Raw genomic sequence first — 14,887 nt, 5'->3', positions numbered from 1 at the left:
TTTTAGGTCAGTGATGGACAAAATTCGATTTTGTGATATGATAAGGGAACAAACATTCGTATTTGTGGGTGTCACCACATTGTCAGTACAAATCAAAAAAGCGTGGTCATGCTGAAAGAAAGCAGGAGATAATTTGAAACCATTAACAAAAGAAGAAAAAAATCAAATGATGATTGCCATTCAGCGTTATTTTGCCGAAGAACGAGAAGAAGAAATTGGTGAATTAGCAGCCATCAATATACTAGAATTTATCACAAAAAATCTTGGAAGCTACTATTATAATCAAGGGGTTCGTGACAGCCGAAACATCGCTGTTCAGAGATCACAATTGTTAGAGGAAGATTTATTCGCACTCGAAAAAAGATGATCATCAATGATGTGTACCTTGCTAACTGATAAAGAGGAAAGAGACCCCCTTAATAAAGAACGCATATTCGTAACATATGTAATGATGAAAAGGTGGAACCAAAGGTCCATCTCAATCGTTATATAAGTAACCATTAATGGAAATCAGCTCTTTTGGTTTTATTTCAACAAAAGAAGGAATAAAACATACAAATAGGCGAAGTGCAGATGATGGAGGTTCTAAATATGGGGAAAATTAAATTGAAAATGGCCATTTTATTTGTTTTACTGCTTTTTTTAGGCGTAGGTTATTTATACATGAATGGCATGAAAATTGAAGATGTGCCAACAGCCATTGGTGAGAGCTTAACAAATAATGATAAAGATTATACCATCTATGAATATACCATTACGAAAATTGACGGAGATGAATATTACGGTCAAGCAAAAAACGGCACGAAAATCATTTTTAATGGAAAGAAATTCGAAGATGATGTGGCCGACTTGAAGAAAGGCGATCGTATTAAAGCCTACTTTAGTAATGAAAAAAGAATAGATGGTCTTATAAAAGTAGTAAAAGTCGTTAATTAACAAGTCTCCTTTCCTATAAGGAGTCTTTTTTTTGTGAAAAATCTTGATTGTTGCATTTGCCAACAAGGATCGCTATAATATCCCCTAAGGACAGCTAAATATCGATTGTATCCTTCGGGGCAGGGTGAAAATCCCGACCGACGGTAATAAAGCAAATGCTTTACAGCCCGTGACCCGTTAATTTATTAACGGTTGATTCAGTGAAAAACTGAAGCCGACAGTGAAAGTCTGGATGGGAGAAGGATAAAGAAAGCTATGAACGAAAAATATTTGTTGATCATAGTTTTATTTCTGATGCAAAAAAGCCAAAGCCCCGGAATTTTTTCCGGGGCTTTCTGTATGTACATGTAGTGAATAGACTGGCATGCAGTGTTTATTAGGTGATCCCTCATCTACCTTGTATGGACCATAAAAAGCGACGAAGGTGCTCAATCGATCACATGTCCCTAACATCGCTTTTTTTAAAAGTGAGAAATACAAATGAAAAGAAAGGGAGGATCACATGTTTACGGGGATAATTGAAGAAGTAGGCACCGTTCAGTCATTAAGCAAAAAGTCAGCAGATGCCATGGAAATTGTCATTCAGTGCAGCCGTGTGCTAGAAGATGTTCACCTTGGAGACAGTATAGCGATCAATGGTGTATGTCTTACAGTCACAAGCTTTACAAAAGCACAGTTCGCAGCAGATGTGATGCCAGAGACGGTCAAAGCGACATCACTGGATCAGCTGACATCAGGCAGTCCAGTGAATTTAGAGCGGGCCATGTCCTCGAATGGACGGTTCGGCGGTCATTTTGTCTCAGGCCATGTTGACGGGACGGCAGTCATTACCCGAATACAAAAGAAAAGTAATGCCATTTACTATGATTTAGAGATGGACAAGACCCTCACAGATATGCTCACGCAAAAGGGTTCGATTGCAATAGATGGTGTCAGCTTAACCATTTTCGATTTGCAAGATTCACACGTCACAGTCTCTATTATTCCTCATACGCTTGAAGGAACTATTTTCCCGACTAAATCTATGGGAGAGACTGTGAATATAGAGTGTGACATGATCGGTAAATACATCTATCGCTTTTTAACAAAAGAACAAGGCGAAAAGCAGCCATCTCGATTGACCCCATCATTTTTAAAAGAGCACGGATTCTAGGAGGCGATTGTATGTATCATTCAGTAGAAGAAGCAGTAAACGCTCTAAAAGAAGGAGAAATCATTATCGTTGTGGATGATGAAGACAGAGAAAACGAAGGAGATTTTGTGGCACTTGCTGAGCATGCCACGCCTGAAGTGATTAACTTTATGGCTTTATATGGAAGAGGCCTCATTTGTACACCGGTTCAAGCGTCGATTGCTAAACATCTGAACCTGCATCCAATGGTAGAACAAAATACAGATGCACACCATACAGCTTTTACTGTGAGCATCGATCATGTGACAACGACGACTGGTATTAGTGCTTTTGAGCGCTCTATGACCATGCTTGCCATGTTAAATAAAGACGCAACACCAGAAGAATTTGCCCGCCCAGGTCATGTATTTCCGCTCATTGCAAAAGAAGGCGGCGTACTAGAAAGACCAGGTCATACAGAGGCAGCGGTAGATCTTGCGAAACTGGCAGGATCAGAGCCAGCGGGTGTCATATGTGAAATTATGAATGTAGATGGCTCAATGGCGCGGGTTCCAGAACTAAAAAAAATCCAAAAACAGCACGGTTTAAAAATGCTGACAATAGAAGCATTACAGACCTATTTAAATCATAAAGAAACAGCTTCTATCGAAACAAAATAAAAAATCACAAAAAAGGATGATCAACATATGAATACAATACAAGGGCATGTAGTAGCAGAAGGACTAAAATTTGCAATTGTCGTCGCGAGATTTAATGACTTTATTACAAGTAAACTGCTTGACGGAGCAGAAGATACATTGCTCAGACACGGAGCGAACGGTGACGATATTGATGTTGTGTGGGTACCGGGTGCTTTTGAAATTCCGTACATGGCAAAAAAACTAGCTGAAACAGAGAAATACGATGCTGTCATTACACTTGGAACTGTAATCAGGGGCGCAACAACTCACTACGATTATGTTTGTAATGAAGCCGCTAAAGGAATTGCTCAAAGTGCCATGTCAACAGGTGTACCGATTATCTTCGGTGTACTAACAACAGAATCCATTGAACAAGCCATCGAAAGAGCCGGCACAAAAGCTGGAAATAAAGGCAGCGAATCGGCTGCAGCTGCCATTGAAATGGCGAATCTCAATCGTACCTTTCGTTAATTTAGTGAAAAAGAGTTTAAAAACGGTATAAAAATGTTTATAATGTGTGATGAGCAAATGATTCGTGAGACATTTGCTGGACATAAGGATAATTTGAATATTGAGGGGTATATATGTTAATTCGTTATAAGAGGTCTTTTGAAAAAATTGCCATGGGGCTACTTTCCTTCATGCCGGGTGAGAAAGACGTCAAACAGCTTCAGCAGACGATGAAGTCTTATGAAATGGATGAAAATCGGCAGCTGTTCCTTTGGAAAGATGGCGAGGATATCGTTGGTGCCATTGGTGTGTTGAAAACAGACGACCAAGTACAAATCGAGCATATTAGTGTGAATCCATCCCATCGTGATCAAGGAATCGGCAAGGAAATGGTATTAGCCGTGGAAGAGGTATTCAAAACCAAAACACTCATTCCAAATGAATTAACGCAAGGCTTCTTTCATAAGTGTCACAGCGAAACAAACTAAATATCACACATGTAAAAGCAGAGGCTACAGTCCTCTGCTTTTTTTACGTTCGATTTGCTTTTTTCGTTCAAGTAATACATCTGTTCGGTCGCGCAGTCTATGTTTTTCGATCAAAAATGTGTGGGATAAGTTGCTCTCCTGGCCAAAGGTCAGTCCTTCTTTTTGAGCCATTTCTTGGCATAGAAACAGAAGCGCTTTATCTTTAATCGGGAGCATCACACTTTCGTATGACATATCTTCAGCCATTTTCTTCTTCAGCGTTCTAAGAAGTATGAGAAACGCCTCATCATCCAGACCGAGGTTCGATAATACCGGCCGGTTTGCTTCCAGCAAGTGGAGGCTATTTGAAATGAGCCGTTTTGCTCCTTTTCCATTTCCCCGTCTTTGATGATACAAAGCAACGGCAAGCTGAATGAAGCCAACCCAATATTCTTTGCGCTGCTCAGGCGGGTCTTCCTTCCAATATTCCTCAAGAATTTCATGACACTCAAAATAATCTCTTGTCGTATGAAATTCATGTAAAAAAGCCACGTACGCTTCAGGATACACAGTGGTCATCTCCTTTTCCACTCTCAGTCTAACATATTGAAAAGAAAAGAAGAAAGAGCGCCCTTCGTGAAAGGACGCTCTGTTTCTTTAATAAACCCAAGCCGCGCCAACGATGATCAGCAAGATGAAAAGCACGACAATAAGCGCGAAACCTCCGCCAAAGTTATAGCCATCTCCCATAATGATACGGCCTCCTTTTTCATCAGTTCTGTTTACAATGGTATTCTATGTATAAATGCCCTGAGTGGTATGGGCGAATCCAATGTTTTTCTCATTTTGCCTAGGACATCATGGTCGAAATTATATTGGACGAGAGCTTTATCCTGTCTTATACTAAAGGTTAGCCGGTGAAACGGTACTTAGAAGACAGTAGAAATGGTGAGAAAAAATGCTGGAATATCAGGTGAAAATAGATTCGTTTGAAGGTCCTTTGGACTTGCTTTTACATTTAATCAACCGGTTGGAAATTGATATTTATGATATTCCCGTTGCTAAAATTACGGAGCAGTATTTATTATATGTCCACACCATGAGGGAGCTTGAACTTGATGTGGCAAGTGAATATTTGGTGATGGCTGCAACCCTCCTGAGCATTAAAAGCAGAATGCTCCTTCCGAAACAAGAGGAAGAGCTATTTGATGAAGACCTGCTTGAAGAAGAAGAGGACCCTCGAGAAGAACTGATTGGTAAACTCATTGAATACCGAAAGTATAAAGATGCAGCACAAGAACTAAAGGAACGCGAGGAAGAAAGGCAAAATGCCTTTACAAAACCCCCGAGTGATTTAAGCGAATTTGCAAAAGAATCGGAAGCGAAGGACACAAACTTGCATGTCACGGTGTATGATATGTTAGGTGCGTTCCAAAAGGTATTGAACCGAAAAAAAATAACGAAACCAGCACCATCTAGGATTACAAGACAAGAAATTCCGATTGAAGACAAAATGAATGAGATTATGAACCATTTAAGAAAAACGAAAAAGCGCACCAATTTCATGACTCTATTTCAACATGATCAAAAGGAGCACCTTGTCGTGACGTTTCTTGCTGTTCTTGAATTGATGAAAAGTCATCAAATCATGTTAGAGCAGGAAGGAAACTTTGAAGACATTTATATAATAGGGAGTGAAACGATTCATGACGCTTGATATCGTGAATTGGAAAGCCATCATAGAAGCGCTGCTTTATGCAGCAGGTGACGAAGGCTTAACAAAAAAACAGCTCATGTCTGTTCTTGAAGTAGAAGAGGCAGCGTTACTCGACATGATGTCTGCCGTAAAGGAAGAATATCAAAAACAAGAACGAGGAATTGAGCTCATTGAATATGCAGATTCTTATATGCTGCTGACGAAAAAAGAATACAGTATTTATTTGAAAAAATTAGTCGAGACCCCATCCAAAGGTTTGTCTCAGGCAGCGCTTGAAGTACTCGCAATCGTTTCTTATAAACAGCCGATCACACGCAGTGAGGTGGAAGAAATTAGAGGAGTCAAATCAGAGCGGGTGCTACATAGTTTAGTAGCCAAAGCACTGCTCTGTGAAGTTGGACGTGCCGATGGACCTGGGCGAGCAATTCTTTATGGGACAACACCGACCTTTTTAGAGCAGTTTGGCTTAAAGGCATTGGATGAATTACCGCCGCTTCCAGAGAATGTAGAAGCAGATGGTGTACAAGAAGAAGCTGATCTATTTTTTGAAAACTTCAATCAAACATTTGAAGAGATAAAATAGTTCAAAAGAATGAAAAAGGTATGATAAAATATAAAAAAGATATTAGGTCTAACATCTATTGATGTCAGATAAAATGGTCATAAAGCCATGAGGGGAAGGTAAACACAAAACAAATGGCACATATGAATGTAAAGGCTCAAGTTGATCAAGCAGGCGTCTTTTTATCAAAGGTTGCAACTGAAATGAATGGTTTTCTGAATGAAGCTACCTTATCAAGTATGAAACGCTTAAACCCTGAAGCGGAAGCCTATTATTGTGACATATTGAATACATTACGGAAGCTTGCAGTGTACAGCGAGGATGCAGCGGCAGTTTGCAGGAAAATCAGCCAGCAGCAGACATTCCCGCAGCAAGCCGCGCAGCAGACGCTTCACCGTATTTATCATCAATGTATTGAAGAGTTTTTCACGCCGAAAAAGGATACATGGTATGAAGACAGCCGTTCCGCGTATACAGGAAAAAGCAGCATTGTTTTCCACCATGAAGTATCCGCTGAGATCAAACGATTATTTTCTTCATTAGAAAAAGATTTTTTAGCGATGAGAGAAGAGCTAGAATATACGACATCTCATCAGCAAATGAAAATGGTATAGCAAGAGGAAAAAGCGTCTCTACATTTAGAGACGCTTCAGCTTGTAGACAAAGTCTACAAGCTTTTTTGTATAATAAGGGTAATAACACATTTCTGTGGGGGATGAACATGTTATCGAAACGTGAAGAAGAAAGAAGAAATCAATTAGAAGTCGTGGCCTTAGATGAATTAGTGCCTGAAGATCATCTTGTACGAAAAATTGATCAAGTGATTGATTTTGATTTCATTTATGATCTTGTCAAAGATCATTATAGTTCTGATAACGGCAGACCAAGTGTGGATCCCGTTGTTCTTATTAAAATGGTTTTGATCCAATACCTATTCGGCATTCGCTCCATGCGTCAAACCATTAAAGAAATTGAAACCAATGTTGCTTATCGTTGGTTTATTGGGTATGGATTTTCTGAGAAAATTCCGCACTTTTCTACCTTCGGTAAGAACTACGTGAGACGCTTTCATGATACAGATTTATTCGAACAAATTTTTTATCGAATCTTAAGAGAAGCGGTGAAAAAAGGTCTCGTTGATCCATCTATCGCTTTTATTGACTCAACTCATGTAAAAGCGAACGCCAATAAGAAAAAACTTGAAAAGAAAATTGTTCGAGTAGAAACGAGAAATTATCAAAATCAGCTTCATGAGGAGATCAATGTTGATCGTGAGGAACATGGAAAAAAGCCGTTACCCCTACAGAATAAAGAAGAGAAAAAAGAAATCAAGGTCAGTACAACTGACCCAGAGAGTGGCTACTATGTAAAGGATGAACGTGAAAAGTTATTTGCTTATTCATTTCATACGGCCTGTGATTCAAAAGGATTTATTTTAGGATCACTGGTCACTGGCGGAAACGTTCATGATAGTCGTATGTTAGATTCACTCGTATCAAAGGTGACAAAGAAAGTCGGGAAACCCAATGTAGTCGCAGTGGATGCTGGATATAAAACACCATATATCGCCAAGTTTTTAATGGATCAAGAGATAAGACCTGTCATGCCTTACACTCGCCCGAGAACAAAAGTTGGTTACTTGAAAAAGAATGAATACGTATATGACGCACATTTTGATTGTTACATTTGCCCAAACGGGCAAATTCTCTCTTATCGTACAACGACTAGAGAGGGATATAAACAATATGCGTCTGATTCAGAGGTGTGTAAATCCTGCTCGTTTCTTGATAACTGTACACAAAGTCAAAATCACACTAAACAGATCCATCGACATATTTGGCAGGACTACCTAGACGAAGCAGACCATCTGAGACTCACTGAAATGAATAAGAACATCTATGCAAAACGGAAAGAAACGATTGAACGCGTTTTTGCGGATGCAAAAGAAAAGCATGGAATGCGTTGGACGAAACTGCGAGGATTGAAAAAAGTTTCGATGCAGGCGATGCTTACTTTCGCTGCCATGAATCTTAAGAAATTAGCAAACTGGACATGGGAAGAGCCATGTCCAGCGTAAAGTAACTGATCAATTTTATCAAAATAAGTGAAAACCCCACTTTTACTTGAAGTAAAGGTAGGGTTTGTCTACGGTCTGAAGCGTCTCTACATTTAGAGACGCTTTTTTTTATGGACGAGGCATCATAACTTTTTCAGCCGCGCATACACTTGTACAAAACGGACAAGGACGTGAATGAACATGCCCTATTTAAAAATTGGAACAGCAGTCCTTCTTCTATTTACACTCTTACTGCCCTTTTCCTCACATGCCAAAGCAGATATGTCATTATCGGTGAGTGCAAGAAGCGCCATTTTAATAGATGGACAGTCAGGCAGAGTCCTATTTGGAAAGGACGAGCATGAAAAAAGAAGAATCGCCAGTATTACAAAAATAATGACGGCGGTATTAGCCATTGAATCAGGGAAAATGAAAGACACCGTCAAAGTATCAAAGCGCGCGATTCAAGCAGAGGGCTCATCGATTTATTTAAAAGAAGGGCAGAAGGTGAGCCTAGAAGACTTGACATACGGGCTTATGCTGCGTTCTGGAAATGATGCAGCTGTTGCCATTGCAGAGCATGTGGGCGGCAGCTTAGAAGGATTTATTTTTATGATGAATCAAAAAGCGTCTGAACTTGGAATGGAGAATACGAATTTTCAAAATCCGCATGGACTGGATGATCATAAACATCATTATTCATCAGCCTATGACATGGCCATCTTAACAAAATACGCCATGGAGCATAAACAATATCAAAAAATTGCGGGCACGACTTTCTATAAAGCAAAAACGATGGAGGGTTATTGGAAAAATAAAAACAAGCTCCTTACTGGTTTATATCAATATTCTACTGGAGGGAAAACGGGATATACGAAGCTTGCGAAACGCACACTTGTCTCTACAGCTGCAAAAGGAGATGCGGCGCTGATCGCTGTGACCATTAATGCGCCAGATGATTGGAAGGATCATATCTCTATGTTTGAATATGCATTTGATCACTATAAAACGTACGTACTTGCTGAAAAAGGAAGACTCGCTTCATTAAAGGGAACCTTTTACGAAAAAAAGGCATTTATCAAACGTGATGTGGACTATTTTTTAAATGAAGATGAGAAAAAACTAGTAGAAATTGAAACGGAAATGCTTACTCCTCAAAAAAAGTGGAAAAAAAACGCCGAAGCCATCCCGGATGTTGTAGGGAAAATGACGTTTTTTCTAGATGGTCAGGTGATCGAGCAAGTACCGATTTTTTATGAAAATAAACGAAATCGAATGCCACAAAAAAGCTTTCAAGAAATGTTTAAGTCTGTCTTTCAGACATCTATAGGCGGATCTTCATGGTCAATCTAATTTGGGTATTCCTCACTGTCATCGGTCTTGTGTATGCGATGTTCAACGGAACGATGGAGGAAGTAAACGAAGCTGTATTTAAGGGATCAAAGGAAGCAGTGACCATTTCAATTGGTCTGATTAGTGTCCTCGTTTTTTGGCTCGGGCTGATGAAGATTGCAGAAGAGGCAGGTTTGTTAAATTTCTTTAGTAAATTGTGCCGTCCCTTTATTTCAAAGCTATTTCCGGAAATTCCGCCTAACCATCCTGCGATGGGATATATTTTGTCCAATCTGATGGCGAATTTCTTTGGTCTTGGGAATGCCGCTACACCGCTTGGGATTAAGGCGATGGAGCAGATGAAAGCATTAAACGGCGGGAAAAATGAAGCAAGCCGGTCCATGATTACATTTTTAGCGGTCAACACATCCTCTATCACACTCGTGCCAACAACCGTCATTGCGATTAGAATGACCTATGGTGCAGATCAGCCAACAGACATTGTAGGGCCAACCATTTTGGCGACACTCATTTCAGGCATTGGTGCCATTCTAATTGATCGCTATTTCCACTATCGCAGAAGCAGGCGGGGGTGATCTCGTGTCATTTATTAACTGGCTGTCACTTGCTTTGATCCCACTGATCATCGCAGGAATTTTAATTGCGGGAACCATTAAAAAGGTACCGACCTATGAAACATTTGTCGAGGGCGGGAAAGAGGGTATTCAAATTGCCTTTTCAATCATTCCTTATTTAGTCGGCATGCTCGTGGCTATTACGATATTCCGTGCGTCTGGTGCGCTTGATTTTGTCATGGGCCTGTTAAAACCCGTGTTTACAGCGATCGGCTTCCCGGCAGAAGTGGTGCCGCTTGCGTTTATTCGTCCGATATCTGGCACGGCTGCACTCGGCATGACATCAGACCTCATTGCAACATATGGACCAGATTCTTTTATCGGACAGCTCGCAGCTGTCATGCAAGGGTCAACTGATACCACTCTCTACGTTTTAACGGTCTATTTTGGGGCAGTTGGTATTAAAAAAATGGGAGATGCGCTGAAAGTAGGTTTGTTAGCGGACCTTATTGGAATCATTGCATCTGTCATCATCGTTAGTTTGTTATTTAGCGGCGCCTAAAGAGGCGCTTTTTTGTCTTTCAATGGATGGGAAATTGCTTTTTAGCTGAAATTAAACAGACGAATCGCTTATTTTTCCACGAATGCTTGTTTGTTTTAAGTCAAGCAAGTAAGATAGTACATGAGGTGAAAGACAAAATGGAACGTTTACAGAAAGTAATTGCACATGCCGGCGTCGCTTCAAGACGAAAGGCAGAAGAATTAATTAAAGAAGGACGAGTTACCGTTAATGGTCAAACAGTGACAGAGCTCGGAGTAAAAGTGGGCTCTTCAGATAAAATTGAAGTCAACGGATTAAAGCTTGAAAGAGAAGAACCGGTTTACTTTATGCTTTATAAACCGCGCGGCGTCATTTCAGCTGCCGAGGATGATAAAGGACGTAAGGTGGTCACAGATTTCTTTGATGACGTCCCGCAGCGCCTTTATCCAATCGGCCGGTTAGATTATGATACGAGCGGTTTGATTTTAATTACAAATGACGGGGAATTTGCCCATAAGCTCATGCATCCGAAATACGAAATTGATAAAACATATGCAGCGAAGCTAAAAGGAATCCCATCAAAGGAATTGCTGAGAAAGCTAGAAAAAGGGATTATGTTAGATCATAAAAAAACTGCACCTGCCCGTGCGAAAATGCTTTCGATTGATAAACGAAAGCAGACATCTATTGTTCAATTAACCATTCATGAAGGCAGAAACAGACAAGTGCGCCGCATGTTTGAAGCGATCGGTCATGATGTGCTAAAGCTAAAAAGAGAGCAATATGCGTTCCTTCATATTGAAGGCATGAGACCAGGAGACCGCAGAGAATTGTCTCCACATGAAGTGAAGCGTCTGAGAGCGATTGCGGATCACGGGAAAAGCGCTTTTTAATTTTCACATAAACTTCAAAAAATGAAGAAGCATCAAAAGAAGGAGAATGCTATAATTTACCTGAATGTCTATGGGGAAGGGGTACTTCAGATGAAAAAAAGACGGTTTTTCATACGGACGGGCATTCTCCTCGTGATGCTTGCTGCATTATGTTATACCATGTATAACTCAGTATTTGCCAAACAGGATCGGGTGAAAGAAGGATCTATTGCGCCAAACTTTGTCCTTCAATCTGTGGATGGGGAACGGATTGAACTAAAGGACTTAAAAGGCAAAGGCGTCTTTCTTAATTTTTGGGGGACCTGGTGTGGTCCGTGTAAACAAGAATTCCCTTACATGGCAAATCAATATGAAGTGTTCAAGGATCGCGGTGTGGAAATTGTTGCAGTGAATGTTGGGGAATCCAATATTGCCGTGAAAAATTTTATGGAATCCTATGGCGTGAATTTTCCTGTTGCCATGGACAAAGATCGTCAAGTGACAGAGGCATATGATATTACGCCGCTGCCAACCACATTTTTAATTAATCCTGAAGGCAAGGTAATCAAAGTCATAAAGGGAACCATGACAGAACGCAATGTCTATGAATATATGAATTTGATTAAACCAAAGGGGTCATAGAATGAAAGAGGTAAAATGCGAGTGTGGACATATTAATCCAATCGGTACTGTTTTATGTGAATCCTGCGGGAATCCTATTGCGGCTAAAGAGAAAAACTCTTCAAAGCTGCTTGATATGAGATACGACGGCAGTGCGAGACGCTCGCAAACATACAACAAAACGATTGTTGATAAAGTATGGAACTTTTTTTCTTCCGTTAAGGTGGGTGTGTGGCTGATTGTCATTACACTGCTTGCTTCCTCATTAGGAACGATTTTTCCGCAGGAGCGATTTATTCCGCCAGGTGCATCTGCTTCCACCTACTATGAAGAGCAATATGGATCGTTTGGCAAGCTGTATTACACACTTGGATTCCATGATCTTTATAATTCTTGGTGGTTTTTAGCTCTAGTTGCATCCATCGGAATCTCCCTTGTCATTTGCAGTCTCGACCGGGTTATTCCTCTTTATCGAGCACTCAAAAACCAAGGGGTTATCAAAAAAGAAGGCTTTATGAGAAGACAGCGTCTGTTCAGTGAGACAGACAAAACGTTAGATCAGCATACATATGAAGGCATCATGAAAGCAATGAAACAAAAGCGTTACCGAGTACGAGAGGAAAACGGACATATTTTAGCGGAAAAAGGCCGCTTCTCACGCTGGGGCCCTTACGTCAATCACATTGGATTAATCATCTTTCTCATTGGATCAATGCTCCGGTTTGTCCCAGGCATGTATGTGGATGAAACGCTGTGGGTTAGAGAGGGTGAAACTGCCCCAATTCCAGGCACAGATGGTCAATATTTTTTGAAAAATAATGCGTTTTCAATTGACCGCTATGAAACTGAAAATGAAAAAGAAGTGTTTGAGAATGCGATTGAAAGAGCTGGCGACGGTCAAGTAGTGAAAAGTTATAAAACCGATGCCACTTTATACAAACGTGAAGGGGAAGTTGTGTTTGGTGAAAAGCCCAAGCTGAAGCAGGTATCAGAACACGATATTAAAGTGAACGAACCGCTCAAGTTTGATCATTTCTCATTATATCAAGTGGATTTTAAACAAAATGAACTCGATCAAATGGTCTTTCAGCTGATTCGTAAAGATACTGAAAAATCTTTCGGAACAGTGAAGATTAATCTGCTGGAGCCTAAGTCAGAATATGATCTTGGTAGCGGTTACAAAGTCAAAGTGATGAGCTATCTCCCTGATTTTTATTTTGACGATGATGGAACGCCAAGTACGAAAACAAGGAATCCGAATAATCCTGCTTTTGTGTTTGAAATGTTTTCTCCTGAAAAGCCTAAAGGTGAAAAAAGCTTTGTGGCGATTCAAGAGACAGTTGAGGGTTCTGATAACAACCTATATAAAATGAAGTTTGATCGAGTGGAAACCAAAAACGTCACGGGATTGACGGTGAGAAAAGATTTAACTCTTGGGGTGCTCATCGTAGGCGGGATCATCTTCATGATTGGTGTCGTGCAGGGGATGTATTGGCAGCATAGAAGAATTTGGCTGTCTGCAAAGGATGGAAAAGTATTCGTGGCAGGACACACAAACAAAAACTGGTTTGGCTTAAAGTCTGATCTTGGTGTGATCCTAAGTGACAGTGGCATCAAACAGCCAGTTGATCAAAAAGAACTGCCTGATACAACAAGTATCAGCAAAAGCAAGGGGGAAGGATTAGATGGCAGCAGTCAGTGAAAACCTGTTATTTGCAGCTTTTCTATTGTATTTAGCGGCAGTTCCTTTTTTTGGTGGTGCCATTAAAGGAAAAAAGAAAGTTGATGGACCGCGCAAAAATAAGGCGGCACTTATCGGTATTACGCTCACCATCATCGGTTTTTTAAGTCAATTTGGTTACTTTATTTCAAGATGGATGGCGTCTGGTCATGCACCAGTCAGTAATTTGTTTGAATTCACAACGGCTTTTGGCATGATGCTTGTGCTCGCATTCATCATTTTATATTTTGTGTATCAAGTGTCGGTACTTGGTTTATTTACACTTCCAATCGCTTTATTGATTATTGCCTATGCAAGCATGTTCCCATCTGATATATCACCGCTAATTCCTTCATTACAAAGTAATTGGCTTTATATTCACGTGACAACAGCAGCACTAGGGCAAGCTATTTTAGCGATCAGCTTTGTGGCGGGTGTCATCTTCTTATTAAAGCATGTCGATCAAACTAAACCAGGTAAGAAGACATTTGGTTTAGAGCTTGTCATGTTTATGATTGTTGTGACACTTGCATTTATCGCAGTCACGTCCATCTTTAGAATGACAGGATACGAAGCGAAATTTAATTGGGTCGATAAAAATAAAGAGGAAAGTGTGATGGTCTATGAGCTGCCAGCTCTAGTTGGACCTCATAAAGGAGAGCTTGTGACGCAAGATCGTTTGGAACCGTTTGTTGATTTGCCGCCTGTTTTTTCAGGAAGAAAGGTCAATACGGTGTTATGGTCATTCGGCACGGGGCTGATCTTGTATGGGCTGATTCGGTTGATCATTCGCAAACGACTAAGCGCTCTACTTCAACCGCTCGTGAAACAGGTGAACCTAGATTTAGTCGATGAAATTGGATACAGAGCTGTTTCCATTGGTTTCCCTGTATTTGCGTTAGGCGGACTCATTTTTGCAATGATCTGGGCGCAAATTGCATGGACTCGGTTCTGGGGCTGGGACCCGAAGGAAGTATGGGCATTGATTACGTTTCTCTTTTATGCAGCCTACCTTCATCTTCGCTTATCCAGGGGCTGGCATGGCGAAAAGTCCGCTTGGTTAGCTGTCATCGGATTCGCCATCATTATGTTTAATCTCATCTTTGTCAATCTCGTGATTGCAGGGCTTCATTCTTACGCGTAATCACATGAAAAAGGCCAACTTTTTATGAATCGATTCGGCTTTTTGTTAAAATGAATGTAACAACGGAGAAAGCAGGAGGATT

General features: G+C 40.5%; 18 protein-coding genes, 1 pseudogene and 1 riboswitch. Of the genes and pseudogenes, 17 read left to right on the top strand and 2 right to left on the bottom strand.

Annotation, left to right across the window (positions count from 1 at the left end; genetic code table 11):
* Window positions 1–133: 133 nt before the first annotated feature.
* The 6 genes and pseudogenes from SB660_RS07340 (at window position 134) to SB660_RS07315 (ending at window position 3,686) form a co-directional block, all read left to right on the top strand.
* Window positions 134–367: a DUF2164 domain-containing protein gene (locus SB660_RS07340; protein WP_003215556.1), complete on the top strand. Its 234-nt coding sequence runs from the start codon at window positions 134–136 to the stop codon at window positions 365–367.
* A gap of 224 nt (window positions 368–591) precedes the next feature.
* Entirely contained in the window at window positions 592–936 is a 345-nt protein-coding gene (locus SB660_RS07335; protein ID WP_058014778.1) for a hypothetical protein, read from the top strand.
* Window positions 937–1,042: 106 nt separating this feature from the next.
* Window positions 1,043–1,184, top strand: a riboswitch (FMN riboswitch).
* A gap of 254 nt (window positions 1,185–1,438) precedes the next feature.
* Window positions 1,439–2,089 (top strand): riboflavin synthase, encoded by a 651-nt coding sequence (gene ribE, locus SB660_RS07330; RefSeq protein WP_410581977.1) that lies wholly within the window; start codon window positions 1,439–1,441, stop codon window positions 2,087–2,089.
* Window positions 2,090–2,100: 11 nt separating this feature from the next.
* Window positions 2,101–2,688: pseudogene (gene ribB, locus SB660_RS07325) on the top strand (3,4-dihydroxy-2-butanone-4-phosphate synthase); the annotation flags it as partial.
* A gap of 66 nt (window positions 2,689–2,754) precedes the next feature.
* Window positions 2,755–3,219 carry a 6,7-dimethyl-8-ribityllumazine synthase gene (gene ribH / locus SB660_RS07320; protein ID WP_012010433.1) on the top strand — a complete coding sequence of 155 codons (465 nt, stop codon included), beginning with the start codon at window positions 2,755–2,757 and terminating at the stop codon, window positions 3,217–3,219.
* A 113-nt stretch (window positions 3,220–3,332) separates the two neighbouring features.
* Window positions 3,333–3,686 carry a GNAT family N-acetyltransferase gene (locus SB660_RS07315; RefSeq protein ID WP_003215830.1) on the top strand — a complete coding sequence of 118 codons (354 nt, stop codon included), beginning with the start codon at window positions 3,333–3,335 and terminating at the stop codon, window positions 3,684–3,686.
* 24 nt (window positions 3,687–3,710) lie between these two features.
* Here SB660_RS07315 and SB660_RS07310 read toward each other — a convergent pair whose 3' ends face one another.
* On the bottom strand, window positions 3,711–4,235 hold the full coding sequence (locus tag SB660_RS07310) for a DUF309 domain-containing protein (protein WP_180310570.1): 525 nt from the start codon (window positions 4,233–4,235) through the stop codon (window positions 3,711–3,713).
* A gap of 87 nt (window positions 4,236–4,322) precedes the next feature.
* Entirely contained in the window at window positions 4,323–4,415 is a 93-nt protein-coding gene (locus tag SB660_RS07305; RefSeq protein ID WP_012010430.1) for a YjcZ family sporulation protein, read from the bottom strand.
* A gap of 208 nt (window positions 4,416–4,623) precedes the next feature.
* Here SB660_RS07305 and SB660_RS07300 point away from each other — a divergent pair, with 208 nt between their 5' ends.
* From SB660_RS07300 to ccsB, 11 genes are all read left to right on the top strand, one after another.
* Window positions 4,624–5,382, top strand: coding sequence for a segregation/condensation protein A (locus tag SB660_RS07300; RefSeq protein ID WP_012010429.1), 759 nt, complete (start codon window positions 4,624–4,626; stop codon window positions 5,380–5,382).
* The gene (gene scpB, locus SB660_RS07295; RefSeq protein ID WP_034661126.1) at window positions 5,372–5,965 is read left to right on the top strand and encodes an SMC-Scp complex subunit ScpB; all 594 of its coding nucleotides are present in this window, start codon (window positions 5,372–5,374) and stop codon (window positions 5,963–5,965) included. Before SB660_RS07300 ends, scpB begins: the two co-directional genes overlap by 11 nt.
* 113 nt (window positions 5,966–6,078) lie before the next feature.
* On the top strand, window positions 6,079–6,558 hold the full coding sequence (locus SB660_RS07290) for a YpuI family protein (protein WP_003215803.1): 480 nt from the start codon (window positions 6,079–6,081) through the stop codon (window positions 6,556–6,558).
* 107 nt (window positions 6,559–6,665) lie between these two features.
* Window positions 6,666–8,021 carry an IS1182 family transposase gene (locus tag SB660_RS07285; protein WP_410581971.1) on the top strand — a complete coding sequence of 452 codons (1,356 nt, stop codon included), beginning with the start codon at window positions 6,666–6,668 and terminating at the stop codon, window positions 8,019–8,021.
* Between the two features lie 180 nt (window positions 8,022–8,201).
* On the top strand, window positions 8,202–9,353 hold the full coding sequence (locus SB660_RS07280) for a D-alanyl-D-alanine carboxypeptidase family protein (protein WP_410581969.1): 1,152 nt from the start codon (window positions 8,202–8,204) through the stop codon (window positions 9,351–9,353).
* A complete protein-coding gene (locus SB660_RS07275) occupies window positions 9,341–9,928 on the top strand; it encodes a nucleoside recognition domain-containing protein (RefSeq protein WP_106037951.1) in 588 nt (195 codons plus the stop codon). Before SB660_RS07280 ends, SB660_RS07275 begins: the two co-directional genes overlap by 13 nt.
* A 4-nt stretch (window positions 9,929–9,932) precedes the next feature.
* A complete protein-coding gene (locus SB660_RS07270; protein WP_061408402.1) occupies window positions 9,933–10,469 on the top strand; it encodes a spore maturation protein in 537 nt (178 codons plus the stop codon).
* A gap of 137 nt (window positions 10,470–10,606) precedes the next feature.
* Window positions 10,607–11,341, top strand: a complete 735-nt coding sequence (gene rluB, locus SB660_RS07265) for a 23S rRNA pseudouridine(2605) synthase RluB (RefSeq protein ID WP_058014961.1) — start codon at window positions 10,607–10,609, stop codon at window positions 11,339–11,341.
* A gap of 90 nt (window positions 11,342–11,431) precedes the next feature.
* Window positions 11,432–11,962: a thiol-disulfide oxidoreductase ResA gene (gene resA, locus SB660_RS07260; RefSeq protein ID WP_058014783.1), complete on the top strand. Its 531-nt coding sequence runs from the start codon at window positions 11,432–11,434 to the stop codon at window positions 11,960–11,962.
* Between the two features lies 1 nt (window position 11,963).
* Complete coding sequence (resB, locus tag SB660_RS07255) at window positions 11,964–13,643, top strand: cytochrome c biogenesis protein ResB (protein WP_410581965.1); 1,680 nt, start codon at window positions 11,964–11,966, stop codon at window positions 13,641–13,643.
* Window positions 13,627–14,805 carry a c-type cytochrome biogenesis protein CcsB gene (ccsB, locus tag SB660_RS07250; RefSeq protein WP_058014785.1) on the top strand — a complete coding sequence of 393 codons (1,179 nt, stop codon included), beginning with the start codon at window positions 13,627–13,629 and terminating at the stop codon, window positions 14,803–14,805. The genes resB and ccsB overlap by 17 nt, the downstream gene beginning before the upstream one ends.
* The last annotated feature ends 82 nt before the right edge of the window (window positions 14,806–14,887 follow it).

The sequence above is a fragment of the Bacillus sp. SIMBA_005 genome, from assembly GCF_046535585.1.
Taxonomy (GTDB): domain Bacteria; phylum Bacillota; class Bacilli; order Bacillales; family Bacillaceae; genus Bacillus; species Bacillus pumilus.
Note: the sequence above shows the minus strand (reverse complement) of the source record. Positions and strands in the feature narration are given on the sequence as shown.